The sequence below is a fragment of the Rhizobium sp. SU303 genome (assembly GCF_021052345.1).
Lineage (GTDB): Bacteria > Pseudomonadota > Alphaproteobacteria > Rhizobiales > Rhizobiaceae > Rhizobium > Rhizobium laguerreae.
In genome coordinates this window covers 1-25,676 of record NZ_CP088099.1, presented here as the reverse complement: position 1 = coordinate 25,676, position 25,676 = coordinate 1, and the positions used below count along the sequence as shown (strand labels likewise).

The following is a 25,676-nucleotide window of genomic DNA, read 5'->3' as shown; positions in this document are numbered from 1 at the left end:
GATGACGGCAAGATTTAAACGCAGCTCCAGAGCGCGCGCGACGGGTTAGCGCAATTCCTGCGCGACCTCCCAGACATGGCCCGACGGATCCGCAAAGGCTGCGGTGCGGCGGCCCCATGGACGATCGATCGGACCGTTGAGCAGCGTGACCCCGAGTTTGCGCAGTTCTGCACAAACCGCATCGACGTCGTCGACCTTGATCGTCAGCAGCACGCGTGCGCCCGAACCGGGCGCTGACACTGCGACCGGCTTGACCAGTTGAGGCGCCTGCGCTGCATCGAGCAGGTTGATCATCGTTCCCGAGAATTTCAGGACCGCCGATACCGCGTCCTGATAGACGACCTCTGGCGCAAAGACATTTTGGTAGAACGCTTTGGCCGCCTCGATATCATCGACGAACAGAGTGACGACCTCGATTCGATCCAACAGCATGGTATTTTCTCCTCCGTTGCTTCGAGCGGCCAACCGATATCGCTGGCCGGCTCTCCACTGGTCGCTTCGACACTGACGGTTTCGACTTGCCCCGCAACGATAATCGTCAGCTTCTCAGGCCGGGCGCCTCCTGGCCGGTGCGCGCCACATATTCGGTATAGCCGCCGCCATATTGATGGATGCCGTCGGGCGTCAGCTCCAGCACCCGGTTGGACAGTGCGGCCAGGAAATGCCGGTCGTGCGAGACGAACAGCATCGTGCCCTCATATTGCGACAGCGCCTTGATGAGCATTTCCTTGGTGTCGAGGTCGAGATGGTTCGTCGGCTCGTCGAGCACGAGCAGGTTCGGCGGGTCGAAGAGCATCATTGCCATGACCAGCCGCGCCTTCTCACCGCCCGAGAGCACCCGGCACCGCTTCTCGATATCGTCGCCGGAAAAGCCGAAACATCCGGCCAGCGCACGCAAAGGCCCCTGCCCTGCCTGGGGAAACCGGTGCTCCAACGATTGAAAGACTGTGTGCTCGCCGTCGAGAATATCCATGGCGTGCTGGGCGAAATAGCCCATCTTGACGCTGGCGCCGAGAGCGACGCTGCCTTCGTCAGGCTCGGCGGTGCCGGTCACCAGTTTCAGCAGCGTCGATTTGCCGGCGCCGTTGATACCCATGATGCACCAGCGTTCCCGGCGCCGCACCATGAAATCGAGCCCTTCATAGATGCTTCGACTGCCGTATTTCTTGTGAACGTTCTTCAGGCTGACCACGTCTTCGCCGGAACGCGGCGCCGGCTGAAAGTCGAAGGAGACCGCCTGACGGCGCTTGGGCGGCTCCACCCGATCGATCTTCTCCAGCTTCTTGACGCGGCTCTGCACCTGCGAGGCATGTGAGGCGCGCGCCTTGAACCGCTCGATGAACTTGATTTCCTTGGCGAGCATCGCCTGCTGGCGCTCGAACTGGGCCTGTTGTTGCTTCTCGTTCTGCGCCCGCTGCTGCTCGTAGAATTCATAGTCGCCGGAATAGGTCGTCAAGGTGCCGCCGTCGATCTCGATGATCTTGGTGACGATGCGGTTCATGAACTCGCGGTCGTGCGAGGTCATCAGCAGCGCGCCCTCGTAACCTTTCAGGAATTCCTCCAGCCAGATCAGGCTTTCCAAATCCAGATGGTTGCTCGGCTCGTCGAGCAGCATGACATCCGGGCGCATGAGCAGGATGCGGGCAAGCGCCACGCGCATCTTCCAGCCGCCCGACAGCGCGCCGACATCGCCATCCATCATCTCCTGGCTGAAGCTCAGGCCCGCGAGCACTTCGCGGGCGCGCCCCTCGAGCGCGTAACCGTCCAGTTCCTCGTAGCGCGCCTGTACCTCGCCGTAGCGCTCGATGATCTCTTCCATGTTGTCGGCCTGTTCGGGATCGGCCATGGCGGCTTCGAGCTCGTGCAACTCCGCAGCAACGATGCTGACCGGCCCGGCGCCGTTCATCACCTCGGCGACGGCGCTGTGGCCGGCCATCTCGCCGACGTCCTGGTTGAAGTAGCCGATGGTGACGCCCTTCTCGCAGGAGACCTGGCCTTCATCGGGCTGCTCTTCGCCATTGATCATCCGGAAGATCGTCGTCTTACCGGCACCGTTCGGACCGACGAGACCGATCTTCTCACCTCTGTTGAGCGCTGCGGACGCCTCGATGAAGAGGATGCGGTGGCTGAGCTGCTTGCTGATATTTTCGATACGGATCATGGTTTGCGCGGCGCCTGGAGAAGGAGATTTTGGCGCGCTTATGCCATGCGGGGAAACCGCAGGATAGCCCTGTTCCCACCGTCTCGATCAAGAGTATCATGCCGAAAGGCGTGAGCGGTTTTCGAACGACATCATGCTCACCTTCTTTAATTTGGAACAGGATTGGATAATATCGCGGCTCACGCCAACGGAGACCTGTGCCAATGAGCGTTCGTCCGCCACAGTCCTTCAGACAATCCGAGCAGGATAGAAGCGGCTTCAACGTCCTCGAATATGAGCTGATGTCGGAACGGGCCGATTCTCTCGGACGTCACGGGCTGAAGGTGGAGGCGGCGCTTGCCGCTCTGAAGGCATGGACTCCCGACCGCCAAAGCGCCGAAGACCGCGAGAGGCTTCTCAACGAAGCATCCGATGCCGTCTGGGCGTTCTTCATCCAGCGTGAGATATGCGGGTTGCGGAACAACCGCGACGCCATTCAGCGCTACGGCATCCCGAACGAAGTGATCGCGAGATTGGGCGCGATGCGGAAATGACGAGGGCAGCGGCTGGTGTGCTGCCGTCCCGCCCCTCTATTGGGTGGAAATCCCCCGTGCGGAACGGTATGGCTTGGTGCCGCACCAATTCGAAAGGAAACGTGATGCCAATCTCCATCCGGATCGGGAATCAGGATCTCACCGTCGATGTCTCCTCCCTCGGCGCCGAGATGCAGGCGCTCACGTCAAGCGACGGACGCTCTTGGTTATGGACCGGCGACGCAGCCTTCTGGACCGGGCGGTCTCCGGTCCTGTTTCCGATCGTCGGCAAGGCGCCGGATGACAAGATCGCAATCGACGGTACGGTCTATCCGATGGCCCAGCATGGTTTTGCCCGCCGCAGCGAATTCGTGCTTGCGGCCTCCACTGAGACGATGTGCCGGTTCGAACTGGCCGCCTCGGATGCGACCCGGGCGGTCTATCCGTTCGAATTTCAGCTGGCCGTGGTGCATGCGGTCGAGGGCCGCGCGTTGACTGTCACGGCGGAGGTCACCAATCGCGACCAGAAGGCGATGCCGTTCGGCCTCGGATTCCATTCGGCCTTCGCCTGGCCGCTACCCGATGCTTCCGGCCGCGACCATATCGTCACGCTCGACAATCAAGGCGAGCCGGGTCTTGTGCGGCTGGAAGGCGGCCTGATCAATCCCGCGCCCCTGCCCTCGCCGTTCGATGGCGGCCGGCTGGTGCTCGATCACGCGATGTTCGAGCAGGATGCGATGATTTTCCCTGATGGTGTGGGCGCCGGCTTGAGTTACGGCGCCGAAGGCGGGCCGGCCATGCGGTTCCATTTCGAAAATCTGCCCAACCTTGCGTTATGGACCAAACCGGGCGCGCCCTTCCTCTGCATCGAGCCCTGGCACGGGACGGCTGCGGAAGCCGGGAGTTCGAGCGAGCTTTCCAAGAGGCCGTCGACCACGATCCTGGCGCCGGGCGCTGTGGCGAGCTTCGCCTTTACGGTCGAAATTCCGGAATAGAGAGAGCACTCGCCTGGAAGCCGGCGAGTGCCGCTGTTTCAATGAGCGCCGGCGCCAGCACCGGCCCGCGGTTTTTGGGTGAGCAGCAGGGCGACGGCGGCAATGGCAAGAACCACGCCGATGACGGCGAATGTATCGGCGAAGCCCAGGATGAGGGCCTGGCGTTTGACAACCTGGCCCAGCGCCACGACGGCCTTCTGGGCTGCGACGGCATGGTCGGAGACACCATGCTGCACGAAGTAGGCTGTCAATTGGTCGAGACGGGTGCGGACTTCATCGCGGCCGAGCGTCACCGACTGGCCGATGATGTTCGAGTGGAACTGCTCGCGTTTGGTCAGGACCGTGCCGAGCGTCGCCGTGCCGACGGCGCCGCCGAGGTTGCGCAGCATGTTGGTCAGGCCCGAGGCGGCGGCCGCATCGGAAGGCGCAATGCCGGCAGTGGTAATGGCGGTGATCGGCGTCAGCACCAGGGCCTGGCCGATGGCGCGGACGATGTTCGGAATCCAGAACTGGTCACCTGCCGTGTCGGCCGAAAGCGTGATGTTCATGAAGCAGCTGATCGCGAAGATCGAGATGCCGAGAAAGCCGATATACCGCGCATCGAAGCGCTTCATCATCATCGGGACGAGCGGGATCAAAAGCAGCTGCGGCAGGCCGGTCCAGGCCAACACGTAACCGATCTGCTCGGCATTGTAGCGCTGCACCTGGCCGAGATATTGCGGCAGGATGTATACGGTGCCGAAGAGGGCGACGCCGACCAGCACGTTGACGGCAACGCCGATGCCGAAGTTGCGCTGCCTCAGCAGGCTGAGCTTGACCAGCGGCTTCTTCACCGTGAGCTCGATCCAGATGAAGGCGACGAGGAAGGCAAAGGCGAGGATACTGAGCTTGACGATGAAGGGCGAAGAGAACCAATCCTCTTTATTGCCTTCCTCGAGTACGGTCTGCAGCGCCGACAGACCAATGGCCATGGTGAAGATCCCCGCCCAATCGCCTTCCCGCAGCAGGCCAAGCTGCATCGGCTGCTTGTCGAGCGTCAGGGCAAGGGCGACCGCCATGATGGCGCTCGGGACGGCATTGATGAAGAAGATCGTCTGCCAGCCGTAATTTTCGGTGAGGTAGCCGCCGATGGTCGGGCCGATTGCCGGTGCGAAAGTCACCGAGAGCGCGAAAATCGCCAGGCCGAGCGGCTGCTGCGACTTCGGCAGCTTGGTCAGCACCATGGTGAAAGCCATGGGGATCAGCACGCCGCCGGCAAAGCCCTGCAGGCCGCGCAGCACGATCATCGTGCCGAGATCATGCGCGAAGGCGCAGGCGATCGAAAACAGCGGAAAGAGGACAGAATTGACGAGGATATAGCGGCGGAAAGAGAAGACATTGCTGAAATAGGCCGTCAGCGGGATGACGACGATCTCGCCAATCAGATAGGAGGTGGAGATCCAGGCGCCGTTGTCGACGCCTGTTCCGATGCCGCCCTCGATGTCGAGAAGCGAGGCATTGGTGATCTGGATGTTGAGGATCGCCATGAAGGCGCCGATCATGCCGGCGAGAACGGCGATCCATTCCCTGGTGCTGGCGCCGGTTTTCGGCTGCGGAACGGCGATGGCTGTTGCTGCAATGGTGGACATGACACGAACTCCTCGTCCCCGGCCCTAGCTGCGGTCGTTCTTGGTATCGATGCTTGGCTGCACGGACATGCCGGGGCGCAGGTCGCCGTTTGCGGCAGCGTCACCGTCGAGCACGATCTTCACAGGAATGCGCTGGACGACCTTGGTGAAGTTGCCGGTGGCGTTGTCAGGCGGCAGCAGCGCGAATTCCTGGCCGCTTGCCGGCGCGAGGCTGTCGACATGACCGTGATAGGTGCGGCCCGGGAACATATCGACCTCGATATCAACAGGCTGGCCGGCCTGGACGTCGGTGAGCTGGGTTTCCTTGTAGTTGGCGATGACATAGGCAGCCGTCGTCGGCACGACCGACATCAGCTGAGTGCCGGCCTGGACATATTGGCCGACGCGCAGCGTCCGGTTGCCGACGGTGCCGTCGACGGGCGCGGTGATCGTCGCATAAGAGAGGTTGAGCTCGGCCTGGTGCTGGACGGCCTTGCTGTGCGCAAGGGCCGCTCTCGCCTGGGCCAGCTCTGCGTTCAGCAGGTCGACCTGCTTGACGGCGGCGTCGAGCGAGGCTGTGTCGCGAATGATGGTGGCCTGGGCGGCAGCGATCTGAGAGGCGGCCTGCTGCGCCGTCTGCACCGGGGCATAACCGCTGGTGGCAAGGTTCGAATAACGCTTGTTGTTCTGCTCGGCAAAGGTCTCATTGGCGCGGTCGACGTCGACGGTCGCGCGGGCGGCGGCAATCGTCGACTGCTGGATATCGAGAGAAGCCTGCTTGGCGTTGACGGTGGCTTCGGCGGCGGCGACATCGGCCTTGGCCTGATCGAGGGCTGCCTTGAAGTCGCGATCGTCGATGCGGGCGAGCGGCTGGCCGGCCTTGACGGTCTCGTTATCCATGACGAGGACCTCGGAGAGATAGCCTGATACCTTGGGGGCGATGGTGCTGTTGTCGGCCTTCACATAGGCATCGTCGGTCGAGATATGGAAACGGCCGACCGTCCAGTAATCATGGCCGTAATAGGCGCCGGCGGCGATCAGCACGAGCGCGGTGGCGCCGAGAAGCAGGGAGCGGCCGCCGCGCCTGCGGGCGGGCTTTTCCTCGGCAACGGTGGCGGCAGCTTCCGCGACGCGCGGCGGCTGGCCGGCGTCCAGGCTTGCCGGGGCAGCTTCGGCAACGGTCTCAACGGCGGTATTGTTATTCAAGGCATGCAGCTTCTTGATGGTCATTGTCTTTCTCCTGATGACGGTCGCCGTCACTTGGGCTGCGGCCTTTGAATTCGAATGAAATGCACTTTAGGAAACTTGATATTTTCCAAAATATGCACTAGAAAATAGATGTCAATGAGAATTTGGAAAATAGTCATGGTCCAAAATCACGAAATCGAGAAGAAGCCGCGAGGACGCCCGCAGGTCCGCTGCGACGAGGATACGAGAAGCGTGATCATCGAGGCGGCAAACAGGCAGTTCCACGAGAATGGCTATGCCGCGGCTAGCATCGCTGCGATCGCGCAGGAGGCCGGCATTTCGACCAAGACGCTCTACCGCCTGTTTCCGACGAAAGGAGATCTCTTTTCAGAGATGATCACGGAGCGCACGGGGCGCTTTTTGATCGCCCTTGACCCCGGCACACTCGCCGTGGCCGATATCAGGCAGGGGCTGGAGCGCATACTGATGGCCTACGGTATGCTGACGCTCTCGATCGATACCATCGCCATGACCCGGCTTGTCATCAGCGAGTCTGATCGTTTCCCAGAGATCGCCAACGCCTTTTATGAAAAGGCGATCGTCAGAACCAATACACTGATGGAAAACTGGCTGCAAAAGCAGATCGATCGTGGACTGATTGCCCTTGATGATCCGCATGCGGCCTGCGGCATGCTGCGCGGCATGATGATCATGGAACCGCAGCGTGCCGCGATGCTACGCCAGGAGCCGCCGCCGAAGATCGAGACGATTGCGGCTCGGGCGAAGATGTGCGCCGATCTTTTCCTGAAAGGTTGCGCGCTCTGAAGCATCGCTCGGGCTTCAGAGCGCGATGATTTTCGCTAGAGCAATTCCAGCAAAAAATGCGCGGCGGTTTTGCGTCCACCCTCAGTTCGGCGGAGCGCCCAGCGCATGCAGGATGCCGCGCAGTTCGGCGAGGCCGCGCATGCGGCCGATGGCCGGATAGCCCGGTGTGACGACCTTGTCGAGGTCGTCGAGCATGCGATGGCCATGGTCCGATCGGAACACGATGGTGTCTTCGGGACTGCGGCGGCGGTCTTCCGCGACCAGTTCGCTGAGAACGGCGACCATATCGACGTCGCCTTCCAGATGCGCGCTTTCATGGAAGGTTCGGCCGTCACCCTCGCGCGTCGTGGCGCGCAGATGGGCGAAGTGGATACGCGAGGCAAAGCGTCGGGCGATCGCCGGCAGGTCGTTTTCGGCGCGCACGCCGAGGCTGCCGGTGCAGTAACACATGCCGTTCGCCGCCGACGGCACCGCATCGAAGAGAGCGGCATAGTCGTCCGCCGTCGAGGCGATGCGCGGCAGACCGAACAGCGAACGCGGCGGATCATCGGGATGCAGCGTCAGCTTGACGCCGCGGGCTTCGGCCGCCGGCGTCACCGCTTCCAAGAATTCGATCAGGTGCCGGCGCAGTCTTGCGGCATCGATGCCACTATAGGCGACAAGCTTTTCGCGGAAAGCCGGAATGGTCAGAGGTTCGGTGGTCGACCCCGGCAGAGCCGAGGTGATGATGCGGGTGATGTCGGCGACCTCGTCGTCCGTCATCGCCTCGAAGACGATACGCGCCCGTTCGCGGTCTTCGCTGGAATAGTGCTGCGCCGCATCCGGCCGTTCCAGGACGAAGAGATCGAAGGCTGCAAAACGCTCGTGGTCGAAGCGCATGGCGGTGGCGCCGGTCGGCGTCACGAAATCGAGTTCGGTGCGGGTCCAGTCCACCACCGGCATGAAATTATAGCAGACGATCGAAATACCGCAGGCAGCGACCGCTTCGAGACTGGCGATCCACGCCTCGATTTCGGCCTTCGCCTCCCCGCCCTTGCGCTTGACGGCGTCGGGGATCGGGATGCTCTCGACGACTGACCAGACGAGCGGCGAGCGGCCGCCGGGCGTCGTCTCGATCAGAGCCTGGCGTTCGCGCACTTCCTTCTCCGTCCAGGCCCTGCCGATCGGCACCTGATGCAGCGAAGAGACGATATTCGTCGCGCCCGTCTGGCGGACATCGTCCAGCGTCACCGGCGCTTCCGGCCCGAACCATCTCCAACCCTGTCGCATCCTTCTTCCTTCCCTCTCGCTTTTCGTTTCGTGTTCTGGCCTGCTGTCAGCAGAAATAATCGGGGTAACGCGCGCGCAACTCGTCGACATCGGGAATGACGGCACTCAGATGATGGATCATCGCACTGCGTGCCCCCGCCGCATCATGGGCGGCGAGCGCATTGCGGATGATCATATGTTCGGGCACGACGTTATCCATACGCCCGAGCACCGGCAACGTCAGCCGCCGTGCCCGGTCGATCTGCACCTTGACCGTTTTCAGGATTGCCCAGATGCCGGGATAACCCGATATCTGCGTGATCGCCTCATGAAAGGCCTCGTCCTCCTCATGGAAGCTCGAAGCATTGCCGGTCGCGGCATGGGCCTGCTGGCGGGCTATGATGGCGTCGAGACGGGCGATATCGGTGGCCGTCGCGGTCAGAGCTGCAGCCTCGACGGTCGCGCCTTCGAGCGCCTTGCGCACGACGACCGCCTCAGGGATCGCCGAGACCGGCACCCGCGACACGACGGTGCCCGACTGCGGGTAGATATCGACCAGTCCGCCTTCGGAAAGCCGGAGCAGCGCCTCGCGTACCGGCGTGCGGCTGACGCCGAAATCATCGGCGATCCGCTTTTCCTGCAGCAGCATGCCCGGCGGCATCCGCAGCGACACAATGTCGGCATAAAGGCGATCGTAGATGGCGCCGGCCGTGGTGATACGGCGCAGCCTGCCCCCGGCCTCCCGCAACGCCGGGACGACCAAAACTTCGGTTTCTGATGCTTGCTGCATGGATACACCGGGACGCTGAAACTTTGTGGCATACTAGTATATCAGTTTTATCGCCGTGCCAAGACATGCTGCTCAAGGTTCGACGCTTCGCGAATTGAGCAAGTCGACCCCGCGGGCCGCAGGCTGGAGGGCAAAAACATGGAACGGCAATTACAGTGCGCAAGCGCGGGTGAACGGCATAGACCTCGCGGAAATGGAAAGCCGATCTCTACGCCGAGGCACTCTTTGTTTGGAACTTAGATCGGCCAAGTTGGTTGAGATCCGCAAGGAGACCCTCATGAAAAAGCCAGCACCACGCAAGACAAACGAAAATACGACTGACGGCGGCCGGCCGAAAACTCCACCCGCCGCGGACGCAGGCGGACGGAAGATGGTTCGGCGAGCCGCAAGCCAAATCGACAGGCTGAGCGGCGCATCGCCAGCAGCTAGCCGCGAGGAGGAGATACGAAGAAGGGCATATTCCCTGTGGGAGAAAGAAGGGAGGCCGGAAGGCAAGCACGGGCATCACTGGACCCTGGCCGAACATGAACTCGATGCGCAGCAGGGCGAAGCCGACAATCCTCCAAACCTCGCAGCATTGCGAGAGGCGTCGCGCGAACATACCGATGCATTCCTCGTCAAGACCGATCTTGAGGACGCCGATCAACGCGAAGCCTCCCCCGGCACACGCGAGCAGGATTGAACCTTTGCGACTCGCGCCAATCTCAGACCCCTTGCCACTCAGAAAGGTCCCCGACATGACCGACAAACAGAACTTGAACGCCGGATTCACCGGAACGCCCGCTGAGCAACCGGAGGGATTGACCAAGGTCGCGAAGTCGGCGGCCAAAGAGATGAAACGTGAGGCTTATGCCGTCGCCTTCGGCGCCAGAGAGCACCCGTATACCGCAAGCGCATTGCTGCTCACCACCGGCATTGTCGCATTCGGGGTTGGCTATCTCCTTGGTCGATCGTCGGCGGAATCTTCGACACGCCCATATTGGCGATAGCGGCAGCCGCTTCACTTCAACGAGGCGCATGCATCGGTTCTTCGCCGATCCCGATGATGCCGCCTATCAAACCTTCACATGACGCCCGCACCTCAGACGTGTTTTCTGTTGAAGCCGGCCTTACCGTCGTACCCCTTTGCCACCCATCATCGAACAGAACCACGTCTGTCCGGACGCCTGTTGCCGGAATACCACGTCGAATAAAGCCATAGATTGCACCGTGATCACAGCTTGACAGCTGTGATGACGATCCTTAGCGAGGCAGCATCGACACGGTCAGGACCGGCAAAGTGAATTATTTTAGACAACTCAAGATGGCAGTGCTTTCTCCGGGGGATGAGGCCGGAAGCGCACTCGACCGAAACAACCGCATTGCCGTCTTTCTCTTTGCAATCCTTCCAGGGCTTTCGCCGAACTTCAACTCCTTCATCCTTCTCGCGTCGATGGTGTGGGGCGTCTACTGTCTGGCGACGGGCCGCCTCGTCTGGAACCTGTCGAAATCCGACCGGCTGGTTGCCATTGGCATGTCGATCTACCCGCTGGTGATGATCGCCAGCATCTTCATCAATCCGCCCTACTCCGAAGTACCGGACTGGATATTCCGGCTCCTGCCTTTCTTTTCGGTCTGGCTGATATTGCCGCGGATGCGCCAATCTCCCGATGGCCGTCTCGTGCCGCTCTTTATCCTCGGCGCAGGTATCGGCATGATCGTCACCTTTCTTTTCAGTCTCCTGCAGATTATGTTTTTGATGGACAGAGCAGAGGCTGGAACGTCCAACGCTGCGCTCCTCGGCGTGATAGGTATTCTGTTCGGCGGCATTGCGCTTCTCAACATTCAATCTCAAAGAAGCGTGGAGCAAAGAATTGCGATATTGGGATATGCCGCGGGTCTAGGCTGCGTTCTGCTTTCCGGAACGCGCTCGGCCTGGCTGGTCATTCCCATCCATATCGTCATCTTCCTCTGGTACTTTCGCAAACACAGCTTCCATCTGAGTTTGCGCAGCCTGGCTATTACCAGCTCCTTGCTGTTGGCGGGACTTATCACCCTGGGCAGCGGCCAGATCCTCCATCGCATCCAGGCGCTTCAGGAAAATCTGACATCGCTCGAACGCACCGACGGCGAGATCACGTCGCTGAGTGCCCGGTTCGCCTTGTACAAAGGCGCACTATCAGCAATCAGTAAGGACCCGTTGACAGGTTATGGCCCGCAGAACCGGATGAGTTCGGTTTTGGCAGAGCTTCCCGATAATATAAGGCCGCAGCTGCCTTACTCGCATGTCCATAACGGCTTTCTGACCGCGGGAATCGACGCCGGCGTTTTCGGTATTGCAGCGCTTTCGCTGATGCTGCTGACGCCCGTGATAGGCGCGTGGAGAAAAGAACGGGGACCGGGCCGGGATTTAGCGATTGCGCTCGCTCTTCTACTCGTCAGCAGCTACGTCATAACAGGCAGCTTTGGCATCATGTTCAATCAGAAAGCTTTGGATCCGATCTTCGCCTACATGGTCGCCCTTATTTGTGCGGATCGCGGCAGCACGGGCTTTGCGCCCGTCGTTCGGAGCTGACGTCTGGCACCCCTGAGCCTGCAACCCCTTACAGCGTGCGTTGAATTGTCTGGGACAGCCTAAGTGGCTCGGCACCGGTGAAAGCCATATCCGAGACCTCACCCGTTGACGAATAGCCGGAAACAAGCTCCGCCAATGTCGCACGTGCAGCGATCATATCGTTCCGGTCCAATGCCGCGTTGAGCGCGTTGAGCCTTCGCGACAGCTCGGGCCAGGACAGGAAATCCTCGCGCGCCTTCATAATCCGAGGATGTTCGGTTGTTTCAGGATTATCCCCGATCAACAGCTCTTCAAAGAGCTTTTCGCCGGGACGAAGACCGGTAACGGACAGCTCGATATCGCCTTCGGGATTGTCTTCGTCGCGGACGGCCAGCCCGGAAAGCTCTACCATCTTGCGGGCGAGATCGGCGATGCGAACTGGCTCTCCCATGTCGAGCAGGAAGACATCTCCCCCCTCGGCCATCGCGCCGGCCTGAATGACGAGTTGAGAAGCCTCCGAAATGGTCATGAAATAGCGGGTTATATCAGGATGTGTCAGCGTCACCGGGCCGCCCTCCTTGATCTGCTGACGGAAAAGCGGCACGACGGATCCGGAGGAGCCGAGGACGTTTCCGAAACGGACCATGGAGAAATTCGTTCGCATTCTGTCGGTCGCCGATTCCGCCGCAAGCGCCTGCAGAACCATCTCCGCCAGCCTCTTGCTGGCGCCCATCACATTTGTCGGACGCACGGCTTTATCAGTGCTGATCAGCACGAAATTCGAGACGCCGCATTTATTCGCCGCGCGTGCCGCGACCAGCGTACCCATCACATTGTTCTTGATGCCTTCCACGGCATTGTGTTCGACAAGGGGAACATGCTTGTAAGCGGCGGCATGATAGAGCGTCTGAGGTCGCCAGCTCTGCATGACATGTTCCATGCGATCCTGATCGCGGACAGAACACAGAATCGGAACGATCTGCATATTTTCATGCTTGTACAGTTCGGCCAGCTTCTGCAATTCGGCATGGATATTATAAAGCGCAAACTCGTTCTGATCGATGAGGATGAGGCTGGAAGGCCCGGTGCGCAAAATCTGACGGCATAACTCGCCGCCGATCGAGCCGCCAGCACCGGTGACCATCACCACCTTGTTGCGCATTGACTTGTCAAGTAGCTCCTGGCGCGGCGCGACCGCTTCTCTTCCCAGCAGATCTTCGATCTCCAGCTCTCGGATGTCGGAGACGGCGATGCGTCCCTGAGCCAGGGCAGTGAGATCCGGCAACGTACGAACATTGACCCTGGCTTTACGGATGTGCTCCAGGATTTCGTTGCGACGCTGCCGCGATGCGGAGGGAAGAGCAAGAAGCACGTTGTGCACGCCGAGAGATTCGGCAAGCACCGGAAGATCCGAGGGGTCGTAGATCGGCAAACCACCCATGACGCCGCCCTTGAGACGCGGATCATCATCCAGATAGCCGACGACATTGAGTTCGGCACTGTTGATCAAGGCACCGGCCAGTTGCCGCCCGGCCGTCCCTGCCCCATAGATCAGCACCTTGGCGAGCATATTCTTGTGAAGGATGCGCTGGTAGGCATCCCCGAGCCAGTAGCGGATACTCAACCTCGACAGCCCGATCGCAATCAACAGAAGGAAGGGCTGGAGGATGCCGACGGTTCTCGGAACACCGGGGACGCTGAGTGCTGTAAATATCGTCATGAAGGCGACGCCGTAGATCGCAATCGCCTTCAGAACAGTAATGAAAGCAGCCATGTTGGCATAACGGAAGATCGCCCGATACATGCCCATGACGATGAAGATGGGAAGGGCCATGCACAGTGAAACGAAGACCGGCAGCCACTGCACACCTGTCAGCACCGTCCATTCGTTCAGGCGGAAACAATAGGCCAGCCAGATCGTCAGAACACAAAAGCTGGAATCCAGCAGCAAGGCCAGAGCGCGTTTGGCAACCCGCGGCATCGCCAGCAGAGGGGCGACGAGCGCTTGCATCGGCATTAAGAACCATCCTGAGCGCGGCGTCTCAGTGGGGGTATTTTCGGGCATTGCTTACCAGCGTCTCGCGGATCAATCAGACAACCACCTTCTTGTCATTTTCTGCAACGAGCGCAACTGAAATAATCGGAAAGTAAGGTCTCCCGCACCGCTTATCTATCAGAAGTAGGTAGCTTAATGCCTTATTCCCTTACGGCGAATGACCTTCTCGGCCGTCATAAACAGGATGCTTATGTCGAAGCCGAACGAGCGGCGTTCGAGATATTCGACATCGAATTTTACCTTCTCCGGAATCGGCAATTCGTCCCGGCCATTGATCTGTGCCCATCCCGTCAGTCCGGGCAGGAGCTTGTCGACACCATGGGCCGTCCGCAACTCTATCAGATCATATTGATTGTAGAGTGCCGGCCGCGGTCCGACGAAACTCATCTTCCCCTCGAGAATGCACCAGAGCTGCGGCAGTTCGTCGAGGCTGGATTTGCGCAGAAACGAGCCGATCGGTGTCAGAAAGCGATCCGGATCTTCGAGCAGATGCGTGGCAACCGTCGGTGTGTCGACGCGCATGCTGCGAAATTTCGGCATCAGGAAGATCTGATTGAAACGGCCGACACGTTTTGACCAATAGAGGATCGGTCCGGGCGAGGTAAGGCGAACACAAAGAGCGACGACAAGGATTGGAACGAGCAGGATCGCCGCCGCAATCAAAGCCAAGAAAAAATCCGCCGCCCGTTTCAAACCCATGCTCCGCAGTTCTTCCGACTTGCCGACCGACCATCCGCCATTCGCGCTATCGCGTTGCCGTATCGTCAAAAAGCGTTTCGCGTCAACTGCTGGGATGTGGTGTTTTTTCGATGGATCGGTTTGGTCGATCATCCCCTGCGGGGCTCTTCCGTCTCTCAAAATTTTCTCGGCCCTAACCCTCTGATCCGAAAGCTGGAAGCTGCCAACCAGAAACTATTTCGGCCTTTATTTCCGTCACACTCTGTTAACCATAATCGTTCGTGTCAACAGATCGTGAAGCGGGCAGCTGGGTCACAACGCCGATGGCTTAGTGTCGCTTATGCTTTCACAAAGCCTGCTTGCGTTTAGAAGCCCCCACCCGAACACCGGGTCTTTCCCTGGCTTCCCAATGTCGTCGGTAAATTGCCTTATCTTTGCCTCCAGACTTTCGTGCGACATATCAGGATCGCCAGCAATCAGCACCGAGACCGCCGCCGTGATGAAGGGCGCAGCGAAGGATGTGCCGGTTTTTTGTCGGGCGCCGGATATGGACGCCGCAGTCCAGACCCCCACGCCAGGAGCGGCAATGTCAATATAATCGCCACGCACGGCCCGGCGATAAGGGTTGCGCCCCTTGTCAACTGCCGTCACGGCAATCACGTCGTCATAGGCCGCAGGGTAAACGGGCTTTGCGTTCGGGCCATCATTGCCGGCGGCGGCCACTAGGATCATCCCGCTTTCGGTCGCTGCTTTCACGGATTTTTCGAGCACCGCGTTCGCCGGGCCGGTCAAGCTCAGGTTGACGACCTTGACGTCACGCTGAACGAGCATATCCAGCGCCCGCACGAGGTCGTAAATGTTGGCAACATCCGCAGATTTTCCGGACCGCTGAAAGGCATCGACGGCGATGAGTTCCGCCCCAGGCAGGAGGCCGGGGACGCGGCTGTCCGATGCACCGATCAAAAGGGCAGCAACGGCAGTACCATGCTGCGCGCCCGACTTTGTCGCCTCCCCTTCGCTGAGGCGGATGACCTCCAACCGCGTATTCGTCAGGGTCACATGATCGATATTGATCGCCGTGTCGATGAGACCGATGCGGGGCGGCTTGGCACATCGGGTGATCTCACTGGTCGGCCACCCGACGATCTCGCGGACGAGTGCGCACCCCTCCCCCGAGCAGCCTGCCTTGTTCTCCGATTGCGGCTGGTAGAAATGGTTGAGATCGACCACGGCCGTCGCACTGCGGGCCACGACGGCAGCGCGCGCCGAATCGAGCGTCATGCCCGCCGGCACGATGAGCCTCACCATTTCGCTGCCGATGAGCGAAACCTGGATGCGATCATCAACGGCAAAGCCCTCCTGGGTCAATCCGGCAATGGCGTCTTCTTCAAGACCAATCGCGACGAGCTCGTTATGCGCCTGTTCCGGCGTTGAGGCTGGGCGGCGCATGGGTGTACGACGCTCGCGGGATGGCCAGCGAAAGAGCGAGCGCAGATCATGGAAGCCGCCTCCGCCCCGATGGTATGCGGGATTGTCACGGTCTCCACCGCGGCCGTTATCGCCGCCACCACCACCACTGCCGCCGTCGTCGTCATCTCCATCATCGTCATCGGCAAGCGCAGCGGGCATGGTGAACCCAGCGTCACCCAACGGCAGGGGCAGAATAGTAAGTAGCCCGCCGATAGTTGCAGCAGCGAGGAGTCGCAATGACTTAATCTTGACTGTAAGCAGCATGGTCGGTCTCCTGCGGCAGTTTCCGATTGGATTCTCAGATCGAGAAGCCACTTTCGATCAAACTATCCCGAGAATACGTTTGACTCGACAGCTTATTCCCTCGCGTGCGAAAAAGCGGAATGACCAACGACACGCAGACAGTACCCGAACGGCTGGTTGCCTTCCTGCCGAACCTCAGGCGTTTTGCGATCTCGCTGTGCCGCTCCCGGGAATTGGCAGACGACCTTGTGCAGATGGCCTGTGAGCGCGCTATCCTCGCAGCCGACAGCTTTGTACCCGGCAGCCGGTTCGATGCCTGGATGTTCCGCATTCTGCGCAATTTGTGGATCGACCACCTGCGCCGCCAGAAAACGGCTGGCCCCCAAGGCGATCTGGACGATGCGCGCGATGTGTCGATTCCCTCCGGCGAGGCTGCATCGCTTGCGCGCATGGATCTGCTCGAAGTGACCGCCGCCCTCCAAAAGCTGCCGGCCGAACAGCGTGAAGTGCTGGTGCTTGTCTGCGTTGAGGAGTTCAGTTACCGCGATGCCGCCGAGGTTCTCGCTATCCCGATCGGCACGGTGATGAGCAGGCTTGCCCGCGCACGGAAAAATCTGATGGAGCTGACGGGAATAAGTTTTGGCGAGAGACGTTCGCCCGATACGAAAGGCGGCGTTCTATGAGCAAGAAAGATTTTGACGATGAAACATTGATGGCATTTGCCGATGGCGAACTGGACGAGACGCAAAGCCGCGCCCTGGAAGAGGCACTTGCTGGCAACGAGGCGCTCTGCGAACGCCTCGCTGTCTTCCTCGACAGCCGCCAGTTGGTGGGTGACGCGCTGAAACCGCTGATCGACGAGCCGGTGCCTGAGGCGTTGCTTGCTTCGGTCCGCAGGATGGCCGATGAGGTACGGCGCCAAACGCCGCAGGATAACGTCGTTTCCTTCCGTCCCAAACAACAGCAGCAGACGATGCGGCGCTGGCTCGTGCCGGTGGCGGCAAGTCTTGTGGCGATTGTGACCGGCGTTGTCGGTTTTGCGCTGGGCCGCATAAACCCGTCTGCATCGAATTCCGGCGCCGAGATCGCCGCTGTCCTTGACCGCGAGGTATCTGGTCGGGACGTGACGCTGTCTTCCCCGGAAACGGTGCTGCATGTCGTCGCCTCATTCCGCGACGAACGCGGCGAACTCTGCCGCGAATATGAGCTGAAGCAGCCGAAAAGCAGCACCCTCACCGTCGCTTGCCGGCAAAACGGCGCCTGGGCGACGCGGCTCGCACTAACATCTGCGAAAGCCGACGGATACGTACCTGCCTCGTCACAGGAGACGATCGACGCCTATCTGGCCTCGATCCAGGCTGGGGCACCACTTTCGCCTGAGGAGGAACGAGAGGTTCTGGCCCCTGAATGAATATTTGCCATCATCAGGAATAAGTCTTTCCGGTCGCCGTTCTTCCCGCATCGATTGATGGGAGAACAGCGATGACAATGGCCTTTCTGAATAAACCGCAGCTACGATTGACATTTCTCTGCCGCAAGGAGGACGAGGGGGTTATCCCCGCTCCCGTGCGCGCCAAGACGGCGCTGCCCGACTGGTTCCGCAGGCTGCCTGCCGTCGATGAGGCACATGTCTCATCCAACAACAGCGGCTTGACTGTGAAGCGTTGCATGCCCTTCCTCGACGCGATGGCGACGGGCTGGGTGATCGGGCTGGCGGCAAGCGTGCGCATGGAAATCGCCGACGATGGCAAAACGGTCGATTGCGGTTGGGATTTCGACCGCACGCTCGTCAGCAACCATGCCAGCCATCAGGTCGCTGGCAATCCGCGCGAGCCGCTGCCGCCGTGCAAGTTCCACAATTATTGGACCATCCGCACGCCGCCCGGCTGGAGCTGCCTGTTCGTGCCGCCGCTCAATCGACCGAATGGCGTCTTCGAAGTCGTTGCCGGGGTCGTGGATACCGACACCTACCAATCGGAAATCCACTTCCCGTTCTTCGCCACCGGTGAGGACGGCCTGCATGTGCTGGAGCGCGGCACACCGATTGTCCAGGTCATTCCATTCCGCCGCGACGCATCCGACCTCGACGCCGACATCCGCACCGAAAACCCGGAGGAAGGCACCATTCGCAAGACGATCCTGCGCAAGACACTCGCATCGGACGGCTGGTACCGCCGCTTCGCCCGCGCGCAGCGATAGTTTTTGAGACGGATTTTCCCGCTTCGCCGTCGCTGCCCATCGCAGCGGCGGTGCTTCCGCGTGTCTTGCAGATTCAAATTATCCTATTGAAAATATTTCAGTTTTTCGAGGAATAAACATCGCTCACCGCCGTTTCTCCCTCGCAGCCAACGAGGCTGTCACTCAAAGGAGAAACGTCATGAAGAAGTTCATCGCAATCCTGAGCGCGTTCCTGGTGGTCGGTGCCGCGGCACCCGCGCCCGCCCTCGCCGATGACCCGGTCACACGCCTTTTGCAGAAGATGACGCAAAGCAACAAGGCGAGCCACGCCCGCTATAACCGCGACCGGGACGACGATCGGCGCAGCAGCTGGAGCTCGAACCGCAATTCCAACAGTTCGTCGAACTCCTCCCGGAATTCCAATTCGAATTCGAGCTCAAACAGCAGCTCCAATTCGTCGAGCAACTCCAACTCGAACAGTTCATCGAACTCTTCGAGCAATTCGAACTCGAACTCTTCCTCCAATTCCTCGTCAAATTCGTCCTCCGACGACGATTGAGGCTCAGTCTGAAACCCGAAAGGAGGGCGATCGTGGCCCTATATGCAATCGCCCCTCTGGACCCCCACGCCAACCGGCGTGGGGAACCCTCTATGGCAACCGAGCGCACCGTGCCGCTTGCCCGCGTCAAGCAGATCGTCGCGGCGATCGTGCTCGCCTTCAGCGCCATGCTGATCTTCCTGGCGATCGACGACCTCACCCTGAAGATGCAGCTGACACTCGCCGTCTTCGTCGCAACGATCACCGCCTGGACCATCCTCGACCTGCCGGACACGCCCGTGGCGCTCGCCGCCGCCGCTCTTCTGCCGGTCGTCGGCGCGATTGACGAGGATGTGCTTTACCGCTCGCTCGGCAATGATATCGTTTGGCTGATGCTTGCGGCCTTCGTTGTGGCCGGCGTGCTGCGTCAGGTCGGCGTAATCGAACAAATTATCCGTCGCCTGCTCGCCCGGTTCGCCACCGTGCAAGGCTTGTTCTGGGCGCTGACGCTCTTGATCTTCGCCACCGCCTTCATCATCCCCTCGACCTCGGCGCGCGCCGCCATGCTGGCACCTGTCTATCTTGGTCTCGCAGCCGCGATCGGCAATACACGGGTCAACCGGGCGCTCGCGCTGCTCTTTCCCTCGGTCATCCTGCTCTCCGCCGGCGCTTCGCTGATCGGCGCTGGTGCCCACCTCGTCGCGGCCGGAATGATGGAGCGCCTGCAGGAGAAAGGGCCCGATTTCCTGGGCTGGATCGCGCTTGCCGGACCCTTTTCGCTGCTATGCTCGCTGCTCGCCTGCGCCGTTCTGCTGCGTCTTTTTCTTACCCGCGAGGAACGGGCGATAGCGATCGCCGAGCGCAACGCCGACGAGGCCCTGACCCCTTTGACACGCCAGCAATGGACCGTGCTCGCCGTGACCGGCGCGATGATCCTACTCTTCGCAGCGCAGCCCATGCACGGCATCGGCATGCCGCTCATCGGCATCGCCGCCGCCCTGCTGTTGGCGAACCAAAAGGTCTCCGGCCTACCGCTAAAGGCGGCGCTCAAGAGCGTGGAATGGAACCTCCTGCTCTTCCTCGCCGGCACGCTCGTCATCGGCGAGGCGCTGTTGGAGACCGGCACCGCGAAAGTGCTGGCCGAGCGGATGGTCGACCTTGCCGGAAACAGCATCGCGGCATCGCCCGCACTCCTGGTCTTTTTCGCTGCCGTAGTCGCGACGCTTTCCCACCTCGTCATCACCTCGCGCACGGCGCGGGCGACCATTCTCATACCTGCGCTTGCCCTGCCGGTCGCAGCCCTCGGTGTTGACCCGCTCAATCTCGTCATGGTCGTTACGTTGGCGAGCGGCTTTTGCCAAACGCTGATGGTCTCCGCCAAACCGGTAGCGCTATTCGGCGCGATGGATCCGCCCCCCTTCGGGCAGGCCGACCTGTTCCGGCTCGCCGGTTGGCTGATCGTGCCCTTCGTGGTGCTGCTGGTCGTCTTCGCCACACTCGTCTGGCCGCTGCAGGACCTGCCGCTGTACTGAACAGTACGGATAGACAAAAGGGAAAGACCGCTGCGTGCGGTCTCTTTTATTTAGTCGGCTAATTTATTTTTATAATGCTGGAATAACCTCGGGGCTGTCCCGTTCCTCCCCTGTCACATCATTGTCATAGTAGAAAGGAACATCCCATGTCGTTCACGGTTCTCGTCGCGCCCTCCGGTTTCAAGGAAAGTCTGTCGGCAGATCAGGCAGCGGATTGCATCGAAAGTGGCGTTCTACGCGCCTTTCCCGGCCTTACCGTCATCAAAACGCCTATGGTCGATGGCGGCGAGGGTTTCACCAAGGCGCTCATCAAGGCGACGGGCGGTACGCTTCACCAGCTGACGGTGAGCGGCCCGGTCAACGACCCAGTCGAGGCGCATTTCGGGTTCCTCGGCGGCAGCGACGAGCCGACCGCCGTCATCGAGATGGCCGCGGCCGCCGGGCTCAGCCTCGTGCCACGCGACCAGCGCAATCCCTGCGTGACCACGAGTTATGGCGTTGGCGAACTGGTGCGTGCCGCGCTCGACCGAGGTGCACGCCGCATCCTTCTCGGCTGTGGCGATAGCGGCATCAACGATGGCGGCGCCGGCATGGCCGAAGCGCTCGGCATCCGTCTCTTGGACCAGGAAGGCAATCGCCTGCCCCACGGCGGTGCAGCTCTTTCCCGCCTCGCCGCCATTGATATGAGCGGCCGAGATCCTCGTCTTGAAGGCGTGCGCATCGATGCTGCCGTCAACTGGCACAATGTCCTCCTCGGTGAACGCGGTGTTGCGCGCATTTTCGGGCCGCAGAAGGGCGCAACGCCGATGCAGGTGGAACTGCTCACTGCTGCCATGGAGACGTATGCCACGGCGGTTCGGTGCACGACGGGTATCGATGTCGGCATGGCGCCCGGATCCGGCGCCTCCGGCGGGCTTGGTGCCGCGATACTCGTCCTCCTGGGCGGCAGATTGCATCCGCGTTACGACATCGTCATGCAGTATCTGGAGCTCGACCGGTTTATCGCACAGGCTGATTTGGTCATCACCGCGGAGGGCAGCCTTGACGGACAAACCCCATATGGAAAGGTGCCTGCCGAAGTGGCTGCACGGGCAAAAATTGCCGGAGTGCCCGTCATCGCACTCGCCGGCACCATCGGCAAAGGCGTACGCCTTAATTTCGAACACGGCATTGATGCCTTTGCGTCGATCCTGAGCAGGCCCTGCTCGCTGGAAGACGCCATCTTCAGCGCCCCGAAACTACTCTCCCGAGCGGCAGAGGATGCAATCCGCATGGTCATGGTGGGCATGAAGCTTGGGGCACGCTGGCGCCAAGTTGCCTGACCTTGAGCAAGGGTAAAGGGGACAAAGTCAGCTTCTGCAAGCACCAATTCATCCCGTCTTCGCTCTCATCGGCGAATTGCTGCGGGCAAGGGCCATCAACATTGGTCCGATAGCGAATTCCCCTTTCTCGGCGCGTCGCGTCAGGTCGCGCAGGTAACCGCCGGCGGAATTGATGTGCCCTGCCCTTTCGAGAACGCAGGCCATGACGGTGGCCGCATTTTCAGGTCCCATGATTTCGCAGGCCTGCTCATAGGCCGATGGGCTGACGCCGAGCATCGAGCGAACGACCACAGCCGCGGCCATCAGCTCGCGCCATGTGCCGACCGAGCCCTGCGGTCCATAGGCTGCGATTTCCGGGCAGGCCTGCAGCACCAGCCCCAGTGGGAAGGATTTGAGCGCGGCGCTGGCAGCGGGGGCAGAACTTGTGGCCGGCACACGCCGGTTCTCGTCTTCATCTTTCTGTAATCGGACTGTCGGTTCGGCCCGGCCCCCCGATCGATCATCCGCCGTTGCGCCCTGCTTCATTTCGGAAGCTGGTTCAAGTTCAATAATGGATTGTGGATTTGAATTCTGTATGTGCCGCTCATAATGTTGGGCATTGCCGCTATGATTTTGAGCTTTAACCTGCATTTCCAACTGATTGGTGATTTCTTCGCGCAGCAGCTCCAATTCGTCGAGTGCGGCTGCACCCTGTTCGGCGGAAGGCGACCTTGGCAGCCGCTCGACGACATCGCGAAAATGCAGATGAATCCGGCTCCAATCGCCGGCGGCGCCCTCCTCCAATGCCATCTCGATGAGCTTGGCGACATCGCGCCGGCAAAGCGTCAGGCGTTCTCTGAGCCGCTGCAGGTGCAACCGTTCCGCAACCACCTCCGCCGCCAACCGCTCGATCTCCTCAGCGCGCACCAGCAGCGGCGCCAGCGAAAAACCGAATGCCTCGCGGATCTCTCCACCCTGCTCCTTGCGGGCGTAGCGCTTGCCGTTCGGGCTGTCCTTGCGGATCAGCAGCCCGGCCTCGATCAGGCTCGCCAGGTGGCGACGGATCGTCTGCTCCGCCATTCCATGCGCGCGCAGCGAGAGCTGCGCATTGGAAGGGAACACCACGAGCCCGTTTTCCTCAGAAAGCTCTCCCTTGGGATAAAAGCTCAGCAAGGCGTTCAGGATAGCGAGCGCCCGGTCGGTGATGCCGAGCAGCGGCTTGGCCTCGCATAGGGCACGATAGAGTTTCCACTTGTCGATAGATTGGCCGGGCTCGATTTCTCGAGCAGCCGCCTGGCTTGCTAACATGCCAAGCGTCATCGGCCGCCGCCCGAAGGGCGTCGTCACACTTCCGCTTTCCATTTTCTTCGCCTTCTTCAAGGCAAAAGATCGCGGCTCACCAAATTCGGTGCCAAAGACTCTTGACTATGATTCGCGGAAATGTGATTCTCTGGGTGTCTAGATCAGAGAGGGCTTCCGCGACGGCAACGTTCGGGGGCCTTTTCTTTTGCTTATTGATCTCCGTTCTTGGTCAAATCCTGTGTCTTCTCGAACGCCTCGTAGAGACGATCCAGATTGCTGGCGATGTAGGCTCCAAAGGCAGACGCCTTCTCCGCCTTCAACGCGATGGTGAACTGTTTCCCGTCATCCTTGATCTTCGCCTTGACCGCGCCGTCCTTGCGCTGCCAGGCGTGAGCGGCGGGCTGAATTGCCGCTATGGATGAGGCTTGTTGTTGCCTCCTGCTGATGAAGGCAACCAGCATATCGAAGCGGGCATCCGGCTCAGCCGTCTCGAATTCCCTCGATTTGGTGAACTCGATCGCTCGTGCGCCAATGTTTTCGGTCTCGAATTTCACGGACAGATCGTGCCACCGATCACGGCCGGTGGTCTTGGCCGCACCGATCGCGGTCAGGACCTCGGCTGGGATCCGCTTGGTAACGGATAGCATCTTGGAAACCGTCGTCTTGTCGGCGCTGAGCGCGGACATGATCGTTTCCCTGTCGAAGCCCAACGTGTCGAGCTTGTCGGCAAACATGGTCCTCTCAATGAAAGAGAGATCGGCGCGTGCCGAATTCTCCTGGCCCTGCGCAATGACATGGTCGCGATCGTCGAGTTTCTTGACCACGGCGCGGACGGATCGACCGAGTTCCTTGGCGGCCCGGGCGCGACGGTGGCCGAAGGCGATCTGATATCGGCCGTCCTTCTCAGGATGCGGACGGACGAGGATCGGCGAATCCTGACCGCGCAACCGGATCGCCTCAACCAGTTCGCGAAACTGTTCGTCGGTATGCGCCAGCCGGTCGGTCACGAAGGAATCTTCGATCAGGGCAGGGTCGAGATCAATCACCGTCTCACCGGTCGCCAACTTTTCCTCGATCGCTTTGGCGGCATCGGCCTTGGCAGCCAGCGCATCGATACTGCGCGTCACGGCACCGAGAGCGCCGATCCCCTTATAGGTAATCTGCTGCTTCTCGTCCCTGTGGAGCGGTTCGTCCTGATTGTTTACCGCAGTAAACTTCTTGGAATCGTCCATCAGACCCGAAAGGAGATTCTTACGCGCCATAAGCCAGCTCCTCGTCCCAGTTTACCGCAGTAAACTTCTCGGTCATTTCCGCCCCCATGCCTTGTGGATGAGATCGGCGATCTCGGTATTGACGGAATCCATCGCCTCCATGGCGCGGTCATAGGTCGCGCGGGTAAACTGGTTCCGCTCGACTTCGTAAAGCGTCTGATTGGTCATCGCCGCATCGGAGATCGCGACGCTGCGCAACATCGGATTGGTGAGCACATGGTTCTTGAACATCGAACGCATGAAAGCGACCATTTGCGTCTGCGGCCCGTCCTGCGGATCGTAGCGGGTGACGAGATAACGCAGCCAGTCGAGGTTCATGTTGCCGCCGGCACCCTTCAGTGTGTTCAACACCTCGCCGAGCATCTGCAGGAATTGGCACATCGACATCACGTCGAGCATCTGAGGATGAACGGTGATCAGAACTGCCGTTGCGCCGCAAATGGCGCTCATGGTCAAGAAGCCGAGTTGGGGAGGGCAGTCGATGATGACGACGTCGTAATCGTCGGCGACCGAGGACAGCGCCTCGTCCAGCCGTGCGAAGAAGACGCGTCCGTAGTCACCCGCCTTGCCTTGAGCAAGGACGCGCGGCGTATCATGCTCGAATTCCATCAGTTCGAGATTGCCCGGCACCAGATGAAGGTTCGGGAAATTCGTCGGACGGATGATCTCTCTCAGCGGCCGCCGCTGATCGTCATAACGAATGGCGGCGTAGAGCGTCTCATTTTCGTTGACGTCGAACTCCGGCTGAAAACCGTGGATGGCGGAGAGAGAGGCCTGCGGATCGAGGTCGACGGCAAGGACACGGTGACCCGTCAGGGCAAGATGCTGGGCAAGGTGTGCCGCACTCGTCGTCTTGCCGCTGCCACCTTTGAAGTTGACGACGGCAACGACCTGCAGATGTTCGTTGCCGCGGCGATGACGCATATAATGCGTCCCGGCGCGGGCATTGTGCTCCAGGAAGCTCCGCATCTCTTCCATCTGCTCCGCCGTATAGGATCGACGGCCCGACGGCGTGACCTGGGGAAGGGCGCCTTTGCCCTCCAGCGACAGGTTGCGAAGATAGCCGCTGGTGACACCGAGGAAACGCGCCGCCTCGGCAAGCTGAAATTCCCTCAGACCCTTCAATGCACGCGGCGGAAACATCTCGAGCCGATGCTGCTTCAGCTTGTCGGACAGTTCCTGCGCCTGACCAATAATCAGCTGGTCGACATCAGAAATTGCTTTTTCTATCTGCGGTGCCATATTCAT

Annotated in this window: 24 protein-coding genes; 12 read left to right on the top strand and 12 right to left on the bottom strand. The window is 60.5% G+C overall.

From position 1 onward, the window contains the following. Positions 1-45: 45 nt before the first annotated feature. Together RlegSU303_RS33135 and RlegSU303_RS33130 are read right to left on the bottom strand one after the other, a co-directional pair. The gene (locus tag RlegSU303_RS33135) at positions 46-432 is read right to left on the bottom strand and encodes a VOC family protein (RefSeq protein WP_017957598.1); all 387 of its coding nucleotides are present in this window, start codon (positions 430-432) and stop codon (positions 46-48) included. 106 nt (positions 433-538) lie between these two features. After that, positions 539-2,161, bottom strand: a complete 1,623-nt coding sequence (locus tag RlegSU303_RS33130) for an ABC-F family ATP-binding cassette domain-containing protein (RefSeq protein ID WP_017957599.1) — start codon at positions 2,159-2,161, stop codon at positions 539-541. Positions 2,162-2,364: 203 nt separating this feature from the next. Between RlegSU303_RS33130 and RlegSU303_RS33125 the strand changes: the two genes are divergently transcribed. Both RlegSU303_RS33125 and RlegSU303_RS33120 read left to right on the top strand, forming a co-directional pair. Beyond that, a complete protein-coding gene (locus RlegSU303_RS33125) occupies positions 2,365-2,694 on the top strand; it encodes a DUF6665 family protein (RefSeq protein ID WP_043294226.1) in 330 nt (109 codons plus the stop codon). 104 nt (positions 2,695-2,798) lie between these two features. Continuing rightward, on the top strand, positions 2,799-3,668 hold the full coding sequence (locus RlegSU303_RS33120) for an aldose 1-epimerase family protein (protein WP_026158339.1): 870 nt from the start codon (positions 2,799-2,801) through the stop codon (positions 3,666-3,668). 38 nt (positions 3,669-3,706) lie between these two features. Here RlegSU303_RS33120 and RlegSU303_RS33115 read toward each other — a convergent pair whose 3' ends face one another. Continuing rightward, positions 3,707-5,296 carry an MDR family MFS transporter gene (locus RlegSU303_RS33115; protein WP_017957602.1) on the bottom strand — a complete coding sequence of 530 codons (1,590 nt, stop codon included), beginning with the start codon at positions 5,294-5,296 and terminating at the stop codon, positions 3,707-3,709. A 24-nt stretch (positions 5,297-5,320) separates the two neighbouring features. After that, entirely contained in the window at positions 5,321-6,505 is a 1,185-nt protein-coding gene (locus tag RlegSU303_RS33110; protein ID WP_131709884.1) for an HlyD family secretion protein, read from the bottom strand. A 135-nt stretch (positions 6,506-6,640) separates the two neighbouring features. On the opposite strand from RlegSU303_RS33110, the gene RlegSU303_RS33105 reads away from it, so the two are divergent. Continuing rightward, on the top strand, positions 6,641-7,288 hold the full coding sequence (locus tag RlegSU303_RS33105) for a TetR/AcrR family transcriptional regulator (protein WP_017957604.1): 648 nt from the start codon (positions 6,641-6,643) through the stop codon (positions 7,286-7,288). Between the two features lie 81 nt (positions 7,289-7,369). Here the strand turns inward: RlegSU303_RS33105 and uxuA are convergent, their stop codons facing one another. Together uxuA and RlegSU303_RS33095 are read right to left on the bottom strand one after the other, a co-directional pair. Next, on the bottom strand, positions 7,370-8,557 hold the full coding sequence (gene uxuA / locus RlegSU303_RS33100) for a mannonate dehydratase (RefSeq protein WP_094088944.1): 1,188 nt from the start codon (positions 8,555-8,557) through the stop codon (positions 7,370-7,372). 46 nt (positions 8,558-8,603) lie between these two features. Further along, entirely contained in the window at positions 8,604-9,326 is a 723-nt protein-coding gene (locus tag RlegSU303_RS33095; protein WP_131643572.1) for a GntR family transcriptional regulator, read from the bottom strand. 277 nt (positions 9,327-9,603) lie between these two features. Here RlegSU303_RS33095 and RlegSU303_RS33090 point away from each other — a divergent pair, with 277 nt between their 5' ends. The 3 genes from RlegSU303_RS33090 (at position 9,604) to RlegSU303_RS33080 (ending at position 11,880) form a co-directional block, all read left to right on the top strand. After that, entirely contained in the window at positions 9,604-10,008 is a 405-nt protein-coding gene (locus RlegSU303_RS33090; RefSeq protein ID WP_026264637.1) for a DUF2934 domain-containing protein, read from the top strand. Between the two features lie 55 nt (positions 10,009-10,063). Beyond that, positions 10,064-10,315 (top strand): hypothetical protein, encoded by a 252-nt coding sequence (locus RlegSU303_RS33085; protein ID WP_017957608.1) that lies wholly within the window; start codon positions 10,064-10,066, stop codon positions 10,313-10,315. 290 nt (positions 10,316-10,605) lie between these two features. Beyond that, positions 10,606-11,880, top strand: coding sequence for an O-antigen ligase family protein (locus RlegSU303_RS33080; RefSeq protein ID WP_131719418.1), 1,275 nt, complete (start codon positions 10,606-10,608; stop codon positions 11,878-11,880). Between the two features lie 28 nt (positions 11,881-11,908). On the opposite strand, the gene RlegSU303_RS33075 is transcribed toward RlegSU303_RS33080, so the two are convergent. The 3 genes from RlegSU303_RS33075 to RlegSU303_RS33065 form a co-directional block, all read right to left on the bottom strand. After that, entirely contained in the window at positions 11,909-13,924 is a 2,016-nt protein-coding gene (locus tag RlegSU303_RS33075) for a polysaccharide biosynthesis protein (protein WP_017957610.1), read from the bottom strand. A 123-nt stretch (positions 13,925-14,047) separates the two neighbouring features. Then, a complete protein-coding gene (locus RlegSU303_RS33070; protein WP_026158341.1) occupies positions 14,048-14,614 on the bottom strand; it encodes a sugar transferase in 567 nt (188 codons plus the stop codon). Positions 14,615-14,905: 291 nt separating this feature from the next. Next, the gene (locus RlegSU303_RS33065) at positions 14,906-16,327 is read right to left on the bottom strand and encodes a S8 family serine peptidase (protein WP_026158342.1); all 1,422 of its coding nucleotides are present in this window, start codon (positions 16,325-16,327) and stop codon (positions 14,906-14,908) included. Positions 16,328-16,446: 119 nt separating this feature from the next. On the opposite strand from RlegSU303_RS33065, the gene RlegSU303_RS33060 reads away from it, so the two are divergent. From RlegSU303_RS33060 to RlegSU303_RS33035, 6 genes are all read left to right on the top strand, one after another. Beyond that, positions 16,447-16,989 (top strand): RNA polymerase sigma factor, encoded by a 543-nt coding sequence (locus RlegSU303_RS33060; RefSeq protein WP_017957614.1) that lies wholly within the window; start codon positions 16,447-16,449, stop codon positions 16,987-16,989. Beyond that, positions 16,986-17,717: an anti-sigma factor family protein gene (locus RlegSU303_RS33055; protein ID WP_017957615.1), complete on the top strand. Its 732-nt coding sequence runs from the start codon at positions 16,986-16,988 to the stop codon at positions 17,715-17,717. Before RlegSU303_RS33060 ends, RlegSU303_RS33055 begins: the two co-directional genes overlap by 4 nt. Positions 17,718-17,788: 71 nt before the next feature. Beyond that, positions 17,789-18,505: a DUF6065 family protein gene (locus RlegSU303_RS33050; RefSeq protein ID WP_094088946.1), complete on the top strand. Its 717-nt coding sequence runs from the start codon at positions 17,789-17,791 to the stop codon at positions 18,503-18,505. Positions 18,506-18,683: 178 nt separating this feature from the next. After that, entirely contained in the window at positions 18,684-19,043 is a 360-nt protein-coding gene (locus RlegSU303_RS33045; protein WP_085994509.1) for a hypothetical protein, read from the top strand. A 92-nt stretch (positions 19,044-19,135) separates the two neighbouring features. Beyond that, positions 19,136-20,554 (top strand): SLC13 family permease, encoded by a 1,419-nt coding sequence (locus tag RlegSU303_RS33040; RefSeq protein ID WP_017957617.1) that lies wholly within the window; start codon positions 19,136-19,138, stop codon positions 20,552-20,554. 146 nt (positions 20,555-20,700) lie between these two features. Further along, positions 20,701-21,876: a glycerate kinase family protein gene (locus tag RlegSU303_RS33035; RefSeq protein WP_231284154.1), complete on the top strand. Its 1,176-nt coding sequence runs from the start codon at positions 20,701-20,703 to the stop codon at positions 21,874-21,876. 48 nt (positions 21,877-21,924) lie between these two features. On the opposite strand, the gene repC is transcribed toward RlegSU303_RS33035, so the two are convergent. The 3 genes from repC to repA form a co-directional block, all read right to left on the bottom strand. Further along, positions 21,925-23,217, bottom strand: a complete 1,293-nt coding sequence (gene repC / locus RlegSU303_RS33030; RefSeq protein WP_017957619.1) for a plasmid replication protein RepC — start codon at positions 23,215-23,217, stop codon at positions 21,925-21,927. 149 nt (positions 23,218-23,366) lie between these two features. Continuing rightward, the gene (repB, locus tag RlegSU303_RS33025) at positions 23,367-24,419 is read right to left on the bottom strand and encodes a plasmid partitioning protein RepB (protein WP_017957620.1); all 1,053 of its coding nucleotides are present in this window, start codon (positions 24,417-24,419) and stop codon (positions 23,367-23,369) included. A 42-nt stretch (positions 24,420-24,461) separates the two neighbouring features. Then, complete coding sequence (gene repA, locus RlegSU303_RS33020; protein ID WP_017957621.1) at positions 24,462-25,676, bottom strand: plasmid partitioning protein RepA; 1,215 nt, start codon at positions 25,674-25,676, stop codon at positions 24,462-24,464.

Coding starts and splice junctions, on each gene's coding strand:
- RlegSU303_RS33135 (WP_017957598.1), bottom strand. CDS start 432: ATGCTGTTGGATCGAATCGAGGTCGTCACTCTGTTCGTCGATGATATC.
- RlegSU303_RS33130 (WP_017957599.1), bottom strand. CDS start 2,161: ATGATCCGTATCGAAAATATCAGCAAGCAGCTCAGCCACCGCATCCTC.
- RlegSU303_RS33125 (WP_043294226.1), top strand. CDS start 2,365: ATGAGCGTTCGTCCGCCACAGTCCTTCAGACAATCCGAGCAGGATAGA.
- RlegSU303_RS33120 (WP_026158339.1), top strand. CDS start 2,799: ATGCCAATCTCCATCCGGATCGGGAATCAGGATCTCACCGTCGATGTC.
- RlegSU303_RS33115 (WP_017957602.1), bottom strand. CDS start 5,296: ATGTCCACCATTGCAGCAACAGCCATCGCCGTTCCGCAGCCGAAAACC.
- RlegSU303_RS33110 (WP_131709884.1), bottom strand. CDS start 6,505: ATGACCATCAAGAAGCTGCATGCCTTGAATAACAATACCGCCGTTGAG.
- RlegSU303_RS33105 (WP_017957604.1), top strand. CDS start 6,641: ATGGTCCAAAATCACGAAATCGAGAAGAAGCCGCGAGGACGCCCGCAG.
- uxuA (WP_094088944.1), bottom strand. CDS start 8,557: ATGCGACAGGGTTGGAGATGGTTCGGGCCGGAAGCGCCGGTGACGCTG.
- RlegSU303_RS33095 (WP_131643572.1), bottom strand. CDS start 9,326: ATGCAGCAAGCATCAGAAACCGAAGTTTTGGTCGTCCCGGCGTTGCGG.
- RlegSU303_RS33090 (WP_026264637.1), top strand. CDS start 9,604: ATGAAAAAGCCAGCACCACGCAAGACAAACGAAAATACGACTGACGGC.
- RlegSU303_RS33085 (WP_017957608.1), top strand. CDS start 10,064: ATGACCGACAAACAGAACTTGAACGCCGGATTCACCGGAACGCCCGCT.
- RlegSU303_RS33075 (WP_017957610.1), bottom strand. CDS start 13,924: ATGCCCGAAAATACCCCCACTGAGACGCCGCGCTCAGGATGGTTCTTA.
- RlegSU303_RS33070 (WP_026158341.1), bottom strand. CDS start 14,614: ATGGGTTTGAAACGGGCGGCGGATTTTTTCTTGGCTTTGATTGCGGCG.
- RlegSU303_RS33065 (WP_026158342.1), bottom strand. CDS start 16,327: ATGCTGCTTACAGTCAAGATTAAGTCATTGCGACTCCTCGCTGCTGCA.
- RlegSU303_RS33060 (WP_017957614.1), top strand. CDS start 16,447: ATGACCAACGACACGCAGACAGTACCCGAACGGCTGGTTGCCTTCCTG.
- RlegSU303_RS33055 (WP_017957615.1), top strand. CDS start 16,986: ATGAGCAAGAAAGATTTTGACGATGAAACATTGATGGCATTTGCCGAT.
- RlegSU303_RS33050 (WP_094088946.1), top strand. CDS start 17,789: ATGACAATGGCCTTTCTGAATAAACCGCAGCTACGATTGACATTTCTC.
- RlegSU303_RS33045 (WP_085994509.1), top strand. CDS start 18,684: ATGAAGAAGTTCATCGCAATCCTGAGCGCGTTCCTGGTGGTCGGTGCC.
- RlegSU303_RS33040 (WP_017957617.1), top strand. CDS start 19,136: ATGGCAACCGAGCGCACCGTGCCGCTTGCCCGCGTCAAGCAGATCGTC.
- RlegSU303_RS33035 (WP_231284154.1), top strand. CDS start 20,701: ATGTCGTTCACGGTTCTCGTCGCGCCCTCCGGTTTCAAGGAAAGTCTG.
- repC (WP_017957619.1), bottom strand. CDS start 23,217: ATGGAAAGCGGAAGTGTGACGACGCCCTTCGGGCGGCGGCCGATGACG.
- repB (WP_017957620.1), bottom strand. CDS start 24,419: ATGGCGCGTAAGAATCTCCTTTCGGGTCTGATGGACGATTCCAAGAAG.
- repA (WP_017957621.1), bottom strand. CDS start 25,676: ATGAATATGGCACCGCAGATAGAAAAAGCAATTTCTGATGTCGACCAG.